This is a genomic window from Luteimonas sp. J29, from assembly GCF_000472505.1.
Taxonomy (GTDB): domain Bacteria; phylum Pseudomonadota; class Gammaproteobacteria; order Xanthomonadales; family Xanthomonadaceae; genus Luteimonas.
Genome location: NZ_AWZR01000001.1, coordinates 621,136 through 638,991, shown reverse-complemented (window position 1 = coordinate 638,991; position 17,856 = coordinate 621,136). Strand labels below are relative to the sequence as shown.

15 protein-coding genes are annotated in these 17,856 nt (G+C 72.3%); 4 read left to right on the top strand and 11 right to left on the bottom strand.

Annotated features, from left to right (window positions below; all coding sequences use genetic code 11):
- Positions 1–6: 6 nt before the first annotated feature.
- The 7 genes from LUTJ29_RS17970 to LUTJ29_RS0102840 form a co-directional block, all read right to left on the bottom strand.
- Positions 7–1,200 carry an ATP-binding cassette domain-containing protein gene (locus LUTJ29_RS17970; protein ID WP_051322620.1) on the bottom strand — a complete coding sequence of 398 codons (1,194 nt, stop codon included), beginning with the start codon at positions 1,198–1,200 and terminating at the stop codon, positions 7–9.
- Positions 1,201–1,204: 4 nt separating this feature from the next.
- Positions 1,205–2,038 carry an ABC transporter permease gene (locus LUTJ29_RS0102865; protein ID WP_027071228.1) on the bottom strand — a complete coding sequence of 278 codons (834 nt, stop codon included), beginning with the start codon at positions 2,036–2,038 and terminating at the stop codon, positions 1,205–1,207.
- A gap of 8 nt (positions 2,039–2,046) precedes the next feature.
- Positions 2,047–3,225 carry a cystathionine gamma-synthase gene (locus tag LUTJ29_RS0102860; RefSeq protein ID WP_027071227.1) on the bottom strand — a complete coding sequence of 393 codons (1,179 nt, stop codon included), beginning with the start codon at positions 3,223–3,225 and terminating at the stop codon, positions 2,047–2,049.
- A gap of 192 nt (positions 3,226–3,417) precedes the next feature.
- The gene (locus tag LUTJ29_RS0102855) at positions 3,418–4,794 is read right to left on the bottom strand and encodes a pyridoxal-phosphate dependent enzyme (protein WP_027071226.1); all 1,377 of its coding nucleotides are present in this window, start codon (positions 4,792–4,794) and stop codon (positions 3,418–3,420) included.
- 133 nt (positions 4,795–4,927) lie between these two features.
- Positions 4,928–5,146: a YdcH family protein gene (locus LUTJ29_RS0102850; protein WP_027071225.1), complete on the bottom strand. Its 219-nt coding sequence runs from the start codon at positions 5,144–5,146 to the stop codon at positions 4,928–4,930.
- Between the two features lie 392 nt (positions 5,147–5,538).
- Positions 5,539–6,138, bottom strand: coding sequence for a hypothetical protein (locus tag LUTJ29_RS15895; protein ID WP_051322619.1), 600 nt, complete (start codon positions 6,136–6,138; stop codon positions 5,539–5,541).
- Complete coding sequence (locus LUTJ29_RS0102840) at positions 6,135–6,515, bottom strand: DUF4398 domain-containing protein (RefSeq protein ID WP_027071224.1); 381 nt, start codon at positions 6,513–6,515, stop codon at positions 6,135–6,137. Before LUTJ29_RS0102840 ends, LUTJ29_RS15895 begins: the two co-directional genes overlap by 4 nt.
- Positions 6,516–6,606: 91 nt before the next feature.
- On the opposite strand from LUTJ29_RS0102840, the gene LUTJ29_RS0102835 reads away from it, so the two are divergent.
- Positions 6,607–7,716, top strand: a complete 1,110-nt coding sequence (locus LUTJ29_RS0102835) for a PilT/PilU family type 4a pilus ATPase (protein WP_027071223.1) — start codon at positions 6,607–6,609, stop codon at positions 7,714–7,716.
- Between the two features lie 18 nt (positions 7,717–7,734).
- Here LUTJ29_RS0102835 and maiA read toward each other — a convergent pair whose 3' ends face one another.
- Complete coding sequence (gene maiA / locus LUTJ29_RS0102830) at positions 7,735–8,403, bottom strand: maleylacetoacetate isomerase (protein ID WP_043740068.1); 669 nt, start codon at positions 8,401–8,403, stop codon at positions 7,735–7,737.
- A gap of 194 nt (positions 8,404–8,597) precedes the next feature.
- Positions 8,598–9,587: a fumarylacetoacetate hydrolase family protein gene (locus LUTJ29_RS0102825; protein ID WP_027071221.1), complete on the bottom strand. Its 990-nt coding sequence runs from the start codon at positions 9,585–9,587 to the stop codon at positions 8,598–8,600.
- A 217-nt stretch (positions 9,588–9,804) separates the two neighbouring features.
- On the opposite strand from LUTJ29_RS0102825, the gene LUTJ29_RS0102820 reads away from it, so the two are divergent.
- From LUTJ29_RS0102820 to LUTJ29_RS0102810, 3 genes are all read left to right on the top strand, one after another.
- The gene (locus LUTJ29_RS0102820; RefSeq protein ID WP_027071220.1) at positions 9,805–11,406 is read left to right on the top strand and encodes a YadA-like family protein; all 1,602 of its coding nucleotides are present in this window, start codon (positions 9,805–9,807) and stop codon (positions 11,404–11,406) included.
- Between the two features lie 364 nt (positions 11,407–11,770).
- The gene (locus LUTJ29_RS15890) at positions 11,771–14,218 is read left to right on the top strand and encodes a hypothetical protein (protein WP_043740067.1); all 2,448 of its coding nucleotides are present in this window, start codon (positions 11,771–11,773) and stop codon (positions 14,216–14,218) included.
- Between the two features lie 29 nt (positions 14,219–14,247).
- Positions 14,248–14,613, top strand: coding sequence for a hypothetical protein (locus LUTJ29_RS0102810; RefSeq protein ID WP_144774633.1), 366 nt, complete (start codon positions 14,248–14,250; stop codon positions 14,611–14,613).
- A 13-nt stretch (positions 14,614–14,626) separates the two neighbouring features.
- On the opposite strand, the gene LUTJ29_RS0102805 is transcribed toward LUTJ29_RS0102810, so the two are convergent.
- Both LUTJ29_RS0102805 and LUTJ29_RS0102800 read right to left on the bottom strand, forming a co-directional pair.
- The gene (locus LUTJ29_RS0102805) at positions 14,627–17,272 is read right to left on the bottom strand and encodes a serine/threonine-protein kinase (protein ID WP_027071218.1); all 2,646 of its coding nucleotides are present in this window, start codon (positions 17,270–17,272) and stop codon (positions 14,627–14,629) included.
- Positions 17,273–17,277: 5 nt separating this feature from the next.
- Positions 17,278–17,829, bottom strand: coding sequence for an ECF-type sigma factor (locus LUTJ29_RS0102800; protein WP_027071217.1), 552 nt, complete (start codon positions 17,827–17,829; stop codon positions 17,278–17,280).
- Between the last annotated feature and the right edge of the window lie 27 nt (positions 17,830–17,856).

Below are 17,856 nucleotides of genomic sequence, written 5' to 3'. Positions count from 1 at the left end.
TGGAGATCAGTCGGGAGCTCGCATTGTAGGTGGCCGCTCCGGCGGCGGACACCCGGCCGGGGCCTCGAGGGCGGCCTGGACCGGCGCCGCGATGCGCAACACGCCATGGGCCTGTTCCTCGCCGTGGCCGCCGAGCACGCGGATGGCGCCGAGGTCGGCCGGCGCGCCAGCGCCCGGCAGCTCGACTTCGGCCAGGAAGCCGCAGGTGCCGTCGGCCAGGCCGAAGTGCCGCATCACGTCGCGGCGCAGGATGCGCTCGCGGACCCGCGCGGCGAAGCGCTGCCCCTGCCATTCCACGACCAGCGCGGTGGGCAGGCCGCCGTGGCCGTCGACCATCCACCCCTTCAGCAGGAACCGGCCCCGGGCCTCGGCCCGGAGTTCCTCGACCGCGCCGAAGACGTGCGCCGATTCCTCGCCGGCCGGCTCGTCCAGTTCCACCTCCTCTCCCCGGCGCAGGCGCGCCATCAGGTCGTGGTAGCACTGGAGCGCGTCGCCGATGTCGCCCGCGTGGATCAGCCGGCCGCGTTCGAGCACGATGCCTTTGTTGCAGATGTCGCGCAGCAGGCCGACGCTGTGGCTGGCCAGGACCACGATCCGGCTGCCGTCGACGCGGCTGCGCATGCGTTCCTTCGCCCGCGCCATGAAGTTGGCGTCGCCGGTGCCGAGCCACTCGTCCATCAGGATGATGTCGTGCTGCACCGAGGTGGAGATCGCGAAGCCCAGGCGCAGCCGCTGGCCCGAGGACAGCGTGCGCAGGCGATGGTTGACCTTCTCGCGCAGGCCCGCGAATTCCAGGATCGAATCCATTTCCTGGCGCAGGAACGAGGAATGCAGGCCCATCGCCACGCCACGCAGGAACACGTTCTCGCGCACCGTGGCCTCGCCGTTGAAGCCCAGCGACATGTTCAGCAGCGCCTGGCAGCTGCCCTGCACGTCGAGGCGGCCGCTGGTGGGCTGGTAGACCCGGTTGAGCACCCGCAGCAGGGTGCTCTTGCCCGCGCCGTTGCGCCCGAGGATCGCCAGCCGGTCGCCATCGGCGACGTCCAGGCTGATCCGGTCCAGCAGCCGCACCACGCTGCGCCTGGGCGGCGCGAACGCCGCGCCGAGGTACATGCCCAGCCAGCCGCCCCGCGTCGTCTCCCTCTGCAGGAAGATCGGCACGTCCAGGGTCAGTCCGCGCGCTCGGATGTGGGCGGTCATCGGGTCAGATCCAGAGCGGGACGAAGCGTGCGTAGCGCCGGTACAGCACCGTCGCCACCACCAGGCCGACCACCGTCATCACGCCGACGTACCAGTAGCTCATCGCCTCGACCTCGGTGCCGAGGATCGGCGACCGGAACAGCGCCACCAGGTGGTAGAACGGGTTGAGCCGCATGAACTGTCCGCGCAGGCTCTCCGGCGGCGCCATTTCCGGGTACCAGATGATCGGCGTGAGCAGGAAGATGAACACCGAGACGTTGGAGATCAGCTGCGCGAAGTCCGGGAAACGCGCGCCCACCAGCGAGAACACCACGCCCACCCACAGCACGTTGACCAGGATCAGCAGGGTGGTCGGCACCGCGAGCAGCAGGCCCGGGACCTCGATGCCCGGGTGGATCACCAGCGCGACGACCGTCACCGGCACGAACATCAGCACGTCGAACAGCGCCTTGGCCAGCGACTCCAGCAGGTAGTCGGTCAGCCGCATGTGGCCGTCCATGATGAAGGCACGGCTGGCGTTGAACACGCTGGCGCTGCCGATCACCGCCGACATCAGCGTGCGGAACACGATCGCGCCCAGCGCCACGTAGGCCGCGAACTCGACCATCGTGCGCCCGTGCAGGCTGGCGAAGAACGAACCGAGGCCGAACACGTAGACCAGCGACGGCATCAGCAGCCAGACCGGGCCAAGGTAGGAACGGCGGGCGCGGACCAGGATGTCGAGCCAGCTCGTGAGCAGCCAGAACTCGGGGTTGCGCAGGCTGGCGGCCAGCTCCCGCCACAGCCGGCCGGGCGCCGGTGGTGCGATGTGGCCCGGGGCGTCCGCCTGGACCTGCATGGCGCCGCTCACGACAACGCGGAGGCCAGGTCGGCGCGCAGGTCCTCCAGCGCCTCCACGCCGACGCTCAGGCGTACCAGTTCCGGCCCGATGCCCAGCCGCGCGCGCGTGGCCTCGGGGATCGAGGCGTGGGTCATCACCGCCGGATGGTTGACCAGGCTCTCCACGCCGCCGAGCGACTCGGCCAGGGTGAACAGGCGGGTGCGCTCGCACAGCCGCCTGGCGGCCTCGAACCCGCCCTTGAGCCGCACCGAGACGATTCCGCCGAAGCCGTCCATCTGCCGCCGCGCCAGTGAGTGCTGGGGATGCGACGGCAGGCCGGGATAGATGACGTCCGCCACCGCCTCGTGCGCCTGCAGGTACTCGGCCAGCGCCTGCGCGTTGGCGCAGTGCGCCTGCATCCGCAGGTGCAGGGTCTTGAGCCCGCGCAGGGCGAGGAAGCTGTCGAACGGCCCCTGCACCGCGCCGCAGGAGTTCTGCAGGAACGCCATGCGTTCGGCGAGGTCGGCGTCCTCGCCCACCACCACGATCCCGCCGACCATGTCCGAATGGCCGTTGAGGTACTTGGTGGCCGAGTGCATCACCATGTCCGCGCCGAGCGCCAGCGGGCGCTGCAGCATCGGCGAGGCGAAGGTGTTGTCGACCACGACGAGCGCGCCGCGGCGGTGGGCGATCTCCGCGACCGCGGCGATGTCGACGATCTTGAGCAGCGGGTTGGTCGGGGTCTCGACCCAGACCAGCTTCGTCTTCGGCGTGAACGCGGCCTCGAACGCGGCCAGGTCGGTCATGTCGACGAAGCTGAACCCCAGCCCCGCGCTGCGCCGGCGCACGCGTTCGAACAGGCGGTAGCTGCCGCCATAAAGGTCGTCCATCGCGACCACGTGGTCGCCGCTGTCGAGCAGTTCGAGGATCGTGGCGGTGGCGGCCATGCCCGAGGCGAATGCGAAGCCGCGGCTGCCGCCCTCCACGCCGGCGACGCCGCGCTCCCAGGCGAACCGGGTCGGGTTGTGGGTACGCGAGTACTCGAAGCCCTGGTGCACGCCCGGGCTCGCCTGGGCGTAGGTGCTGGTTGCGTAGATCGGCGGCATCACGGCGCCGGTCGAAGGATCGTGCGCCTGGCCGGCGTGGATCGCCCTGGTCCCGAGCCGCCAGGCCGCCGAGTCGACCGCCTCGCGGGGGTCCGTCATGTTGCTGGATCCATAGGATTCGGGGCCCCGGATTCTAGCATCGGGGCGATCCGGAGCCGGTGCACGTGGGCGGGGGTGTTCATGGTGGCGGCGGTGCGGAGTGCCCTCTCCCCACCGGGGACGGGGGAGGGCCAAGGCGCGCGCGCCGGACTCCCGCTCGCGTCCGCGCGGGGCCCGGTCGGGCGCCCGCGCCTAGTGGACGCGCCGGCGCAGCCAGTTGAGCAGGTCGATGCGGGTGATCAGGCCGAGGAACCGTTCTCCGTCCACCACGATCGCGACGTGGCCGCGATCGAACACCGGCAGCAGCGCCTCCACTGGCGACTTCACGTCGAGGATGTCCAGCTTGCTGACCATTGCAGTTGAAACGGGGTCGCGGAAGCGGTTCTCGTCGCCGTACACGTGCAGCAGCACGTCGGACTCGTCGAGGATGCCCACGATCCGGTCGCCGTCCATCACCGGCAGCTGCGAGATCTCGTACAGCTTCATCCGCTGGTAGGCGGTCATGAGCAGGTCGCCCGGCGCCAGCACCACGGTGTCGCGCTGCTGGTAGGGACGCAGGATCAGGTCGCGCAGGTCGCCGTGCTGCTCGCGCTCGAGGAAGCCGTTGTCCAGCATCCAGTAGTCGTTGTAGAGCTTGCTCAGGTACTTGTTGCCGGTGTCGCAGACGAACACCAGCACCTTCTTCGGGGTGGTCTGCTCGCGGCACCAGCGCAGCGCCGCCGCCAGCAGGGTGCCGGTGGACGAGCCGCCGAGGATGCCTTCCTTGCGCAGCAGCTCGCGTGCGGCCAGGAAGCTTTCCCTGTCGGGAATCGCGTAGGCCTTCTTCACCCGGCTGAAGTCCGAGATCGAGGGCAGGAAATCCTCGCCGATGCCTTCCACCATCCAGCTGCCCGACTTCTCGCTCAGGGTGCCCTCGTTGATGTATTCGGCGAGGATCGACCCGACCGGATCGGCCAGCACCATCTCCACGTGCGGCGCGTGCTTCGCGAAGCAGCGCGACAGGCCGGTCATGGTGCCGGAGCTGCCGCAGCCGAACACGATCGCGTCCAGCCCGCCGACCCCGGCCATCTGGCGCAGGATCTCCGGCCCGGTGCCGTGCTCGTGCGCGGCGGGATTGTCCGGGTTGCCGAACTGGTTGATGAAGTAGGCGCCGGGCGTTTCGCGCGCGATCCGCTCGGCCAGGTCCTGGTAGTACTCCGGATGGCCCTTGGCCACGTCCGAGCGGGTAAGCACCACCTCGGCGCCCATCGCCTTGAGGTTGAAGATCTTCTCCCGGCTCATCTTGTCCGGCACCACCAGGACCAGGCGGTAGCCCTTCTGCTGCGCGACCAGCGCCAGGCCGATGCCGGTGTTGCCGGCGGTGCCCTCGACCAGGGTGTCGCCCGGTCGGATGTCGCCGCGCGCCTCCGCCGCCTCGATCATCTTCAGCCCGATGCGGTCCTTGATCGAACCGCCGGGGTTCTGGCTCTCGAGCTTCAGGTAAAGCTCGCACACGCCGGTGTCCAGGCGCTGCGCGCGCACGATCGGGGTCTCGGCGATGAGCTCGAGGACGGAGTCGTGGATCGTCATGCGGGAGTCGGGCCAGCGAAGGAACGCCGATTATGGCACTGGCCCGGATGCCGGGGTCCCCGGCACCGGATGGCGCACGGGCGGCGGCGACCGACGAGGAGGCCGCCGCCGCCCGTGACCCGGTAAGCGGCTTCTAGTGGCGAAGGGTTGCGTACAGCTGGGTGAGGCGGTCCTTGGCCGCGAGCTTTTCGCGCTTCATCCGCGCCAGGGTGGTGTCGTCGATCGGGAGTACGCCGAGCTCGGCGTCCAGGACCTTCTTGTCGAGTTCCTTGTGGCGCTGGTAGAGCTGTTTGAACTCGGGGTTGCCCTTGATCAGCCGGTCGATTTCCGCCTGCGGTTGCCCTTCAAACATGGAATTCCTCCTGCGCAGATACAAACGCCCCGGCCATCACGGCACGGGGCGTCGACTGGGGGACACAGACCGGCGGGCACGCGCGAACCTTCCTCCGCACACCCCCGCCGGCGGCGACTCTGCCGGCGGCTGGAGGGTGTGGCTGGATGGGCTCGGTCATGGCATCCGGTCTGGTGGTCCGGGTGGCGGGAGGGGGTTCCGCGGGCCACCCGGATGACTCGACCCTACTCCACCCGCAGGGGGTCGGCAAGGACCCCCGGGGGACCGGAGGCCGGGCGGCCGTCACGGTTCGCGCAGCGGCTTGCCGATGTTCAGCCCGGGCGCCTCCGGAAACGACGCGGCGGTCACATGAGCCGCCGCAACTTGTTGATTTAACGCAAAATTACGGGCCGTTAGCGCGGCGTGCCCGGGGTGTCGCCGGCTTCGAGGCTGCGCAGCAGCTCCTCTTCCTGGCGCTTGAGTTCCTCGGCGCGCTGGCGTGCGGCCCGGAGCCGGGCAGCCTCGCGGGCCGAGACCCCCTCGAGCACCGACTCGGCCTCCTGCCGGGCCATGGCCTCGGCCTCGGCCGCCTCGCGCAGGCGCGCGGCCTCCTCGGCCTGGATCTGGGCCTGGATCCGCAGCCGCTCGGCTTCCTGCCGGGCGCGCGCGGCCTCGCGGCGGCTGGCCTCGACCAGCAGGTCGGCACGCTCGCGCTCGAGCCGGTCGAGTTCGCGCCGGGCCAGTTCGGTCCGGGTCGCCACCTCGGCGGTCTCGACCCGCCACTGCGCCACCTGCAGCGCACCTTCGCGCTGGCGCGGACGGGCGGCTGCGAGTTCGTCCACGGCCTGGCGCGCCTGGAGGCGTTCGAGTGCGGCGATGCCGGCCGCCACCGGATCGGCATCCAGGGCCACCAGCCGCTGCCGCAGGGCGGCCACGTCGGGGTTGTCGGCGGCGCGGGCCTGCGGCAAGGCCAGCGCCAGCAGGACGCACGCGAGCAGGACGCGGAACTTCATGGCGAGCCCTCCAGGCTGTCGCGCAGCCTCGCGACCTCGGCCTGGCGCTGTCCGAGCTCGGCCACGACGACCGCCTCGCGGCTGCGCGCGTGGGCCAGGTCGGCCAGCGCGGCGGCGCGCCGGGCCAGGTCGCGTGACTCGCCCTCGCGACGCTCGGCCAGCGCGGCCTGGGCCATGGCGAGCAGGCGCTGCGCGCGCGCCAGTTCGTCCGCCGCGTACTGCTCGGCGTCGGCGTCGGAGGCACGCGCCACCGCCTGCTGCGCGGCGTTGATGTCGCCGGTGGGCGGCGGCGTCGAGGCGCAGGACGTGAGCGCGAGCACGCATCCGCAGGCCAGTGCCTGCAGGGTGCCGCGGAATTGTGCGAAGCTTGACGCCATAGGGGGGCCGTGGCATTTACCGGTGCGCGGCCATTGTCGGCAGCCTTCGCCGGATGCGCAACGGTCCGGGCGGCTCATTGGGGATTGGTACATGGACATCGGCTATTTCCTGAAGCTGATGACGGAAAAGAACGCGTCGGACATGTTCCTGACCACCGGCGCGCCGGTCTACATCAAGGTCGAGGGCAAGCTCTATCCCCTGGGCAACACCGGTCTTCCGCCCGGCATGGTGAAGAAGATCGCGTATTCGCTGATGGACGAGGGCCAGGTGCCGCAGTTCGAGCGCGACCTCGAGCTGAACATGGCGATCTCGATGCCCGACTCCGGCCGTTTCCGCGTCAACGTGTTCAAGCAGCGCGGCGAAGTGGGCATGGTGATCCGCGCGATCCGCAGCACCATCCCCACCATCGAGGAGCTGCAGCTGCCGCAGGTGCTCAAGGACATCATCATGGCCCCGCGCGGCCTGGTGCTGATCGTGGGCTCCACCGGCTCGGGCAAGTCGACGTCGCTGGCCTCGATGATCGACTACCGCAACAGCACGACGTCGGGCCACATCCTCACCATCGAGGATCCGATCGAATACCTGCACAAGCACAAGAAGTCGATCGTCAACCAGCGCGAGGTCGGGCTCGACACCCACGCCTTCCACAACGCGCTCAAGAACGCGATGCGCGAGGCGCCGGACGTCATCCTGATCGGCGAGATCCTGGACGCGACCACGATGGAGGCCGCGATCGCCTTCGCCGAGACCGGCCACCTGTGCCTGGCCACCCTGCACTCGAACAACGCCGACCAGACCATCGAGCGCATCCTCAACTTCTTCCCCGAGGCCGCGCACAAGAACGTGCTGATGAACCTCGCGCTGAACCTGCGCGCGGTGATCTCGCAGCGCCTGGTGGTCGGCGTCGACGGCCGCCGCCTGCCGGCGACCGAGGTGCTGATCAACACGCCGATGATCCGCGACCTGCTGCGCCGCGGCCAGGTGCACGAGATCAAGCAGGCGATGGAAGAGTCGCTGGAGGAAGGCATCGAATCCTTCGACCAGTGCCTGTTCCGGCTGTACAAGGAAGGCCGGATCGACCGCGAGACCGCGCTGCGCGCGGCCGACTCGCGCGAGGGCCTGGACCTGAAGTTCCGCCTGTCCGAAGGCGCCCAGGGCGAGCACGACCCCTACGCGGACGTGTTCGGCCCGTCGCACTGACGGGGCCGGGCACGGCGATCAGTTCGACGGCGGCGCGTCCGGCTGGCGGTCGGGCGCGGCGTCGCGGAACGCCGGCAGCTCCAGGCAGTTGCGCTCGATCGAGGCGATCGTGGGCCAGCGCGAGAGGTCCATGCCGAACCGGCGCGCGTTGTAGGCCTGGGGCACCAGGCAGCAGTCGGCGATCGTGGGCACATGGCCGTCGCAGAACGCGCCGGTGGCCGGATGGTCGCGCAGCAGCGCCTCCAGGGCGTCGAAGCCCTCGCTGATCCAGTGCCGGATCCAGACGTCGCGCTCGGGCTGGGGCACGTTCCATTCCTGCTCGAGGAAGCGCATCACCCGCAGGTTGTTGAGCGGGTGGATGTCGGCGGCGACCAGCTGCGCCAGCGAGCGGACACGCTGGCGCTCGCGCGAGGTGATCGGCAGCAGCGGCGGCTCCGGCCAGACCTCGTCGATGTACTCGAGGATCGCCAGCGATTGCCGGAACAGCCGCTGGCCGTGCTGCAGCACCGGCACCAGGCGCTGGGGATTGGTGGCGGCGAAGGCGGGGGCGAGCTGCTCGCCGCCGTCGCGCAGCAGGTGCACCGGCACGATCTCGTAGACCAGCCCCTTGAGGTTGAGGCCGATCCGCACGCGGTAGGCCGCGCTCGATCGCCAGTACGAATACAGCCGCAAATCTTCGCTGCTCACTCAGCCTCCCCTGGGCCAGTCGAACCTGCACGGGCACCGGGACGGCGCTCCCCCTGCCGCCGCCGGACGGACTCCGCCGGCCCTCCCCTGTCCCTGTACGCGGCCGCGGCGCGTCCCGGCCGCGAACCCGGCTGCCCATCCTGGGCCGGCCCCCGCCCCGGGGGCCGCCACCCGTCGCCCCGGCCTTCCGTCCGTCAGGACGCAGGCTGGCGCTCGATCCTCTGCTCGATCGCGCCGAAGATACTGCGGCCGTCGCGGTCGAACATCTCGATCCGCACCTTGTCGCCGAACGACAGGAACGGAGTGACCGGCTCGCCACGCTCCAGCGCCTCGACCGTACGGCGCTCCGCCAGGCAGGACGCGCCGGTCGCGGTGTCCTGGTTGGCGATGGTACCTGAACCGACCAGGGTCCCGGCCGACAGCGGGCGGGTCCTGGCGGCATGGGCCACCAGCCGGGCGAAATCGAACTGCATGTCGACCCCGGCCTCGGGCGCGCCGAACCACGCGTCGTTGATATGGGTGACCAGCGGCAGGTGCACCTTGTTGCCCTGCCAGGCATCGCCCAGCTCGTCCGGGGTGACGAACACCGGGGACAGCGCCGACCGCGGCTTGGACTGGAGGAAGCCGAAGCCCTTGGCCAGCTCGGCCGGGATCAGGTTGCGCAGCGAAACGTCGTTGACCAGGCCGACGAGCTGGATGTGGCCGGCGGCCTGCTCCGGCGTCACCGCCATCGGCACGTCGTCGGTCACGACCACGATCTCGGCCTCCAGGTCGATGCCGTAGTCCTCGCTGGTGACCCGCACCGGGTCGCGCGGGCCGAGGAAGCCGGCGCTGGTGGCCTGGTACATCAGCGGGTCGGTGTAGAAGCTCTCGGGCACCTGCGCGCCGCGGGCGCGGCGCACGCGCTCGACGTGCGGCAGGTAGGCGCTGCCGTCGAGGAACTCGTAGGCGCGCGGCAGCGGCGCGGCCAGCGCCTGCACGTCCAGGTCGAACACGCCGTCGGCGTCGCCGCCCTCCAGCGACTGGGCCAGGGCGTTGAGCCGGGGCGCCACATTGCTCCAGTCCTCCAGCGCGCGCTGCAGGGTCGGCGCGATGCCGGTGGCACGGACCGCACGGGTCAGGTCGCGGGACACCACGACCAGGGTGCCGTCGCGGCCGCCTTCCTTCAGTGATCCAAGCTTCATCGGGACTCCATCCGGCGGGCGAGGCCGCCCGCGATGCTTGCGATTGTACCGGCCCACCCCGCCGGGCATCGGCCCCGCGGGGCCCGTCCGCGGACGCCGATGCCCGGCGGGACGCGTGATGGGTCCGGCGCCCGCTTACCGGTTGTCTCTGGAACCCAGTCGGGTCGGCCCGCGACGGGCCGGCCCCGCGCTTCCACCCAGATCCGGAGAACGAACCATGCAAGCTTCGACCAACCTCCTCCCCCGGCACCTTGCCCTTGCCCTTGCCCTGGCCCTGGCCGCGACCGGCACTGCCAGGGCAGGCGAGACCTGCGACTTCTCAGGTCCGGGCGAAGACGGCGGCACCGCCAGCGCGCCCGGCACTGACGCCCTGGCCTGCGGCAACTCCTCGGAGGCGACCGGCGCGCTGTCGACCGCCTTCGGCTACGACGCGACCGCCATGGCGAGTTATGCCGTGGCGCTGGGCGCCGACAGCACCGCCGCGGCCGCGGGCGCCGTGGCCGTCGGCGGCATGAGCTCGGCAGGCGGCGAAGGCGCGGTGGCGCTCGGCGTCTGGGCCTATGCAACGGGCGAGAACAGCGTGGCGGTGGGCCGGGAGACGCTGGTCCAGGGCGATCTCGGCACCGCGGTCGGATACTCGAGCCAGGCGCAGGGGCTGCAGTCCACGGCCATCGGGGCCCAGAGCGTCGCGTCGGACCGGGACGCGACCGCGGTCGGCTATGGCAGCCTGACCGACGACGCGGCCACCACCGCGATCGGTGCCGGCAGCGAGGCCATGCGCCTGGGTGCCACCGCCGTCGGCTCGGAAGCGCGGGCCCACGGCGACAGTTCGACCGCGATGGGCACCCAGTCCATCGCCCTCGGCGAGTCCAGCGTCGCCATTGGCATGTGGGCCGAAGCGATGGCGGACTACTCCACCGCGCTGGGCATGGGCACGCTCCTCCTCGACACCGCGGAATACTCGGTGGCCCTCGGCTACCGGTCGTACGCCGAAGAGCCGTACGTGGTCTCGGTCGGCAACGAAAACATCAAGCGCCGCATCACCAACGTCGCCGCCGGCATCAATCCCACCGACGCGGCGAACATGGCCCAGCTCGAGTCCACCCTGGCCCAGGCGTACGCGTACACGGACCTGCAGATCGCCAACCTGCCCGGCGGACTGAGCCAGGCGCAGATCCAGGCCCTGATCGACGCCGGCACCACCGCCGCGGTGCAGGTGGCCAACGCCTACACCGACCTGCAGGTCGCCGGCCTCACCGGCGGCCTGACGCAGGCGGAAGTGCAGGCGATCGCGGACACCGGCGACCAGGCCACCCTTGCCGCGGCCCAGACCTACGCGGACGCCGGCGACCAGGCCACGCTGTCGGCCGCGAACACGTACGCCGACCAGGGCGACGCCGCCACGCTCGAGGCCGCGCAGCAGCATGCCGACGCCGGCGACGCGGCGACGCTCTCGGCCGCCAACGCCTACACCGACAACCAGATCAAGGCGCTGGTGGGCTTCGATCCGTCCTCGATCAACGGGCGCCTCGACGCACTCGAGGACCGCTTCGACGACGTCGACCGCCGCCTGCACCACCAGGATCGCCGCATCAGCCAGATGGGAGCGATGGCCGCGGCCATGGCCAACCTGACCAGCAGCGGCAGCGGCCTGGCGGGCAGCAACCGGCTGGGTGTGGGCGTGGGCATGCAGAACGGGGTCTCCGCGCTGGCGGTCGGCTACCAGCGCATCGTCAACCGCAACTTCGGCATTTCGATCAGCGGCGCGTTCAGCGGCAGCGACCGTGCCGTGGGTGGCGGTGCCAGCCTGTCCTGGTAGGCAGCGCGCGGGCGCGTCGCCAAGGGCGCTCCCGCGCGCCGGCACGGCCATCGCCTCTCCATCGTTTCCCGCGTCTTGCGACGCCGGTTCCCGGCGCGATGGACCCGCGGTGGTCGTGCCGGCCGTCCCTCCAACCGTGGCCATCGACCCGGACACCGTGCCGGCGCGCCGACGCGCGGCCTCCTGCGTGACCACGCAATCCGGTGTTGCGCGAACCCCGACGCCACCGAAGGCCGGACGGCGACCCCACGGCGTGGGTGATGGGGTCCAGCGCCGTTTCGCGGTTGCCTTGTGAAAGACCTCCTGCGAGCCGGCGACGCGCCGGCCGCATCCATTCCAACGACCTTCAATCCCGGAGAACACCATGAACGTCTCGATTCCCTGCTCCCGCCGCCGCCTGGCCCTGGCCCTGGCCCTGTCGCTGGCTGCCATGGGCACGGCCCAGGCCGGCGAGGTCTGCGACTTCGCCAGCGCCGGCGAGAGCGGCGGCACCGGCATCGCCGACGGCGCCGAAGCGATCGCCTGCGGCAACGACGCCGACGCCGGCGGCGAAGCCTCGGTCGCGATCGGCTACCAGAGCGACTCGACCGGCAACCATTCGGTCGCCATCGGCGAGGCCAGCCAGGCGCTCCAGCACGCCACCACGGCGATCGGCGCGAACGCGGAGGCCACCGGCGTCAATTCTTCCGCGTTGGGCAGCCGTGCCCGGGCGATGGGGGTCGAGACGACCGCGGTCGGCTTCGTCTCCACGGCCAACGGCCCGAGCGCCACCGCCCTGGGCGCGTACACGATCGCCGACGGCATGCTGGCGACCGCGCTGGGAAGTTCGAGCGCCGCCGTCGGATACGCCACCGCCGTCGGTGCCAGCAGCTTTGCCGACGGCGCGAACTCGTTCGCCGGCGGCTACATGGCCTGGGCCGCGAACGTGGGCAGCGTCGCGATCGGCCATGCGGCCGCCGCCGAGGGACAGGACGCCATCGCCGTCGGCACCGACGCCGCCGCCGCCGGCCAGTCCTCCGCCGCCTACGGCCACGGCAGCAACGCCAGTGGGATCCGCGGCACCGCCGTCGGCCCGGACGCGGCGTCCACCGGGGCGTTCTCCACCGCGCTCGGCGGCGACGCCTCGGCCAGCGGCGGGTTCGCGACCGCCGCCGGCTACGCCAGTTCGGCCGTGGACACCCAGGCCACCGCGTTCGGGTTCATGGCCACGGCCGGCGCGGCCTTCACGACGGTCGTCGGCGCCGAAGCCGAGGCCAGCGCGCAATACGCCACCGCCATCGGCTACAAGGCCGACGCCCTGGCGTTGGAGTCCACTGCGCTCGGCGCCGGAGCCGAAGCCACCGGTCCGCTGTCGACGGCCCTCGGTGCGCGTAGCGTCGCCAGTGGCGAAATCTCCACCGCGATCGGCCACGGCGCGCTGGCCGCCGGCGGCGAGGCCATCGCCCTGGGCCGCCTCGCCGAAGCCGCCTTCTTCAGGACGATCGCCATCGGCGCGGACGCCTCGGCCACCGGCGAGCTCGGCGTCGCGATCGGCGCCTCCGCGGACGCGACCGGATTCGGGGCCACGGCCGTCGGCCACGGTGCGCGCGCGACGGGGGAGTTCGCCGTCGCCACCGGCGATGGAGCAGCGACCGGCGACCGCGCCGTGGCGATGGGCTACTGGAGCCGGGCAACCGACTACGGCGCGACCGCCGTCGGCCCGGGCGCGGAGGCGGAGGGCTTTCGAAGTGCGGCATTCGGCCTCGCGGCGCGTGCGTGGGCCGACGACTCGACCGCCCTCGGCGCGGCCGCCCTGGTGTCGTCGGGTGCAACGCGCTCGGTGGCGCTGGGCTTCGGCTCGTGGGCCACGGAACCCGACACCGTGTCGGTGGGCAACAACGTGTTCCAGCGGCGCATCGTCAACGTCGCCGACGGCTTCGATCCCATGGATGCGGTCAACGTCAGCCAGCTGACGACCACGCTGTCGCTGGCCAATGCCTACACCGACAGCCAGATCGCCGGCCTGCCCGGCGGCCTCACCCAGGCCGAGATCCAGGCCCTGATCGACGCGGGCACCACCGCCGCGGTGCAGGTGGCCAACGCCTACACCGACCTGCAGATCGCCGGCATCACCGGCGGCCTGACCGAGGCCGAGGTACAGGTCATCGCCGACACCGGCGACCAGACGACCCTCACCGCCGCCCAGACCTACGCCGATGCCGGCGACCAGGCCACGCTGACCGCCGCCCAGACCTACGCCGACGCCGGCGACCAGGCCACGCTGACGGCCGCGCAGACCTACGCCGACACCGGCGACCAGGCCACGCTGGCGGCCGCGCAGACCTACGCCGACACCGGCGACCAGGCCACGCTGGCGGCCGCCAACACGCATGCCGACGAAGGCGACGCCGCCACCCTCGAGGCCGCGCAGCAGCANGCCGACGCCGGCGACGCGGCGACGCTCTCGGCCGCCAACGCCTACACCGACAACCAGATCAAGGCGCTGGTGGGCTTCGATCCGTCCTCGATCAACGGCCGCCTGGACGCGCTCGAGGACCGCTTCGACGACGTCGACCGTCGCCTGCACCGCCAGGACCGCCGCATCGACCGCCAGGGCGCGATGGCCAGCGCCATGCTCAACATGGCGATCAATGCCGCCGGCACCCAGAGCACGCGTGGCCGCGTCGCGGTGGGCGCGGGCTGGCAGGGCGGCGAGGCGGCGTTGTCGGTCGGTTACGGCCGCCGCATCGGCAAGACCGCGTCCTTCAGCATCGGCGGCGCCTTCAGCGGCAGCGAGAAGTCGGCCGGCATCGGCTTCGGCGTCGATCTCTGAGCATGGACGCGACAGGACGCGTCCTGGCCATGGCGGCCGTCGCGACCGCGGCGGCCGTGTTCGCGGGGGCGGCCGCGCCGCCCAGGTCGAGCCCGGCGCCGCGGGTGACGCTGGAACTGCCGCGCGAACCGCGCCTGGGGGAACTCGCCCTGCAGGCGCGGCGGCTGGAACTCGGCCTCGAGGCCGAGCGGCCGTCCCTGTCGCCGCGGTCCTGCGAGGTCCGCCAGGCATGTCCTGACGGCCACGTGGTGGCCTGCTCCGCCACCGGCCGCATGACCGACTGCGGGCCGGTGCACGACGCGGGCGGTGCAGTCGCCGGCGTGATCTGCCTCGGGTTCCGGGTCGTCGAACCGGGCCGCGGCTACGTTGCCAGCGAACACCGTGCCTGCCGGTGACGTCGGCTGGCGACTACCGCCGCGCGGAGGGTCCAAGGCCGCGCGCGATCGCCGCGAGCCGCTGCACCAGCGGGTCGCCGGGTCCGGCCAGGGCCTCGAGCGCCTTGCGGCTGTCGGCGAAGGCGCGTGTCGCGTCCGGTTCCCCGGTCGCGACGCGGCAGGCGTCGGCGAGCGCCTGCGCATAGGCCGCCTGCGCGGGCGACTGGGAGCCGGCGATCCGGCGCGCGCGCGCGATCGCGACGCAGCCGTGGTCCGGATGCCCGAACAGCAACTGCGCGCGGGCGAGATCGCGCAGCGGGGCGACCAGGTGACCACTGTCGGCCCCGGCGGCCGCCTCCCAGGCGTCGACCGCGCGCGCGAGGTGGTCGACCGCGGCCGCGTCGCCGAGTTCCATCGCGGCGATGCCCAGCGTGTGCCACGAGGTGGCCGTGGTGTGGTGCGTCGGCCCGTACACCTGGAGGCGGATGTCGAGCGCCTGGCGGACATGCGCCATGGCCTCGGCGGGGCGCCGCAGCGCGAGCTCCACGTTGGCGAGGTTGTTGGCGGCGGTGGCGACCAGCGGATGCGCGTCCCCGTAGTGGCGCAGGCGCGCCGCGAGCACGTCGGCGAAGATGGCGGCGGCCTCGTCGAGCCGTCCCTGGGTGTAGAGCACGCTGGCCAGGTCGTTGCGCGCACCCTGGGTCTCGGGATGGTCGGGTCCGTAGCCGGCTTCGGCGATGGCGAGCTCCTCGCGGCGCAGCGCCTCCGCTTCGGCCGCCGGCCCGGTATTGCCCAGGACCATGGCCAGGGTGCCGATCGCCTCGGCCAGGTGCGGATCCGGGGGCGGCGTGGACGCGCGGACCTGGGCCAGGGTCGAACGCGCGAGCGCCTCGGCCTCCTCGTATCGCTGCTGCAACGTGTAGAGCGAGACCAGGCGCATCGCGGTTTCCTCGCCGGCCCGGGTCTCGCCCGGCAACCCGCGTCGCAGGCGCAGCGCCTGCAGGTAGGCCTGTTCGGCGTCCTCTCCCCGGCCCAGCGCCTGCAGTGCCATGGCCCTGGCGTGCGCGACCGCGGACGCAAGGCGCCGGTCGCCTGCCTGTCCGTCGTGGCGGGCCTGGAGCGGATCCAGCAGTTCCAGCACGTCGGCGAAGCGCCCGAGATGGTGCAGCACGCGCGCGCGGTTCAAGGCCTGGGTATCGGCAAGCACCTGGTTGCCCGCGCCGCGCGCCAGGTCGAGGGCCTCGTCGGCCAGCGGCAGCGCGGTGTCGTAGTCGCCCAGGCCGCGATGCGCCGCCGACATCGCGCCCAGCAGTTCGGCGCGCACCTCGGGCTGGTCGCCGAAACGGCTGCGGATGCGGCGCAGGCCGTCCTGCAGGAGTTCGCGCGCGGTGAGTTCGCGACCGTGCGCGGCGGCGGGATCGGCCTGCGCGAACAGCCCGGTCATGAACTCGAGCATGGCGCGCGTCTTGGCGCCCTCCACCAGCGCCGCGTCGCGCTGCACCCGCGCCTGCTGCGCCTGCCACAGGGCCACGCCGGCGCCGGCCAGCAGCGCGAACACGGCGAGCGCGGACGCCGCCACGCCCCAGCGGTGGCGACGCAGGAACAGGCGTGCGCGGTAGCCGCGTCCGCCGCCCGCGGCGGCGACCGGACGCGTGTCCAGCCAGGCCGCGATGTCCGCGGCCAGCTCCTGCACCGACGGATAGCGCGCCCGCGGATCGATCGCGCACGCGCGTGCCGCGATCGCGTCGAGGTCGCCGCGCAGCAGGTGTCGCCAGGGGCATCCATTTCCCGCCAGGGCGCTGGGCAGCGGCACGGGGGCGTCCGGATCGTCGCCGCTCCGGACCGTCCCGGTCGCCGCGAGCAGGCCCGTGAGCAGCACGCCCAGGCTGAAGACGTCGCTGGCCACGCCCACGCGTTCGCCGCGGCGCTGCTCCGGGCTGGCCCAGTGCAGGGTGCAGTAGCCGCTCGGGTCGATGTCCTGCCCGGACTCGCCGAGGAGCTGGGCGATGCCGAAGTCGAGCAGCACCGGCTCGCCGCCCTCGCGCACCAGCACGTTGCTGGGCTTGAGGTCGCAGTGCACCACCAGCCGCGCGTGCGCGGCCTGTACCGGCGCGCACACACGCAGGAACAGGCGCAGACGCTCGCGCAGGCCGGGCACGTGGCGCTCGCAGTAGGCGTCGAGCGGCAGGCCGTCGACATATTCCATGACCAGGTACGGATGGCCCGCCGGCGTGGTGCCGCCGTCGTACAGGCGCGCGATGCCGGGATGCTGCAGGCCGGCCAGGATCTGGCGTTCGGCCGCCAGCCGCTCGGCGGCGGCGGCACCGAGCACGCCGCCGCGCAGCAGCTTGATCGCCACGCGCTGCCGGAACAATCCGTCGGCGCGCCCTGCCACCCAGACCGTGCCCATGCCGCCGCTGGCCAGGCGTTGCTCGAGCACCCAGGGCCCCAGCCGGGCCCCCGGCTCGAGTTCGTCGCCGGCCAGCGATTCCACCAGCTCGCCGAGCGGCCGTACGGCGCGTTCGAAGCTGACCGTCTGCGCCTGCAGCAGGGCGAGCACCTCGGCCACGAGCGCCGGGTCGCCGCCGAGCTCGTGCAGGCGCTGCGTCCAGCGCGCCGGCGGCTCCTCGCAGACCGCGTCGAACAGGCGCCGCACCTCCTGCCAGCGCGCGGCCTCCATCGCGCTCAGCCCAGCTCGCGGTTCAGCCAGGCACGGGCGAAGCGCAGGTCGCGCTCGACCGTGGGCACCGAGACCCCCAGCACGCAGGCGATCTCGGCCTGGGCCATGCCGCCGAAGTACGCCATCTCCAGCGCGCGCGCGGCGCGCTGGTCGTGGCCGGCCAGGCGTTCGATCGCCTGGTGCAGGGCCAGCACTTCGACCTCGGCATCCTGGCCGGCCTCGCGCTCGGCGTGCGACAGCGTCACCAGGGCCACGTCGCCGCCGCGCTTGTCCGCGGCCCGCGCGCGGGCGTGGTCGACCAGCACCGCGCGCATCTTCAGCGCCGCCAGTGCGAAGAAATGCGCGCGGTCCTCCCAGCTGGTGTCCTTGCCGAGCAGCCGCAGCAGGGCCTCGTTCACCACGGCGGTGGGCTGCAGGGTCTCGGCCCCGCCTGCGCGGCGCATGCGGGCCGCGGCCATGCCGCGCAGGGTGTCGTAGACCTCGGCCAGGAGGCGGTCGCGGGCGGTGTCGTCGCCGGCGCGCCAGTCCCGCAGCAACGTGGTCAGGTTTCCGTCCATGTCCGCTCCCCGCCCACCGGCCCGCCG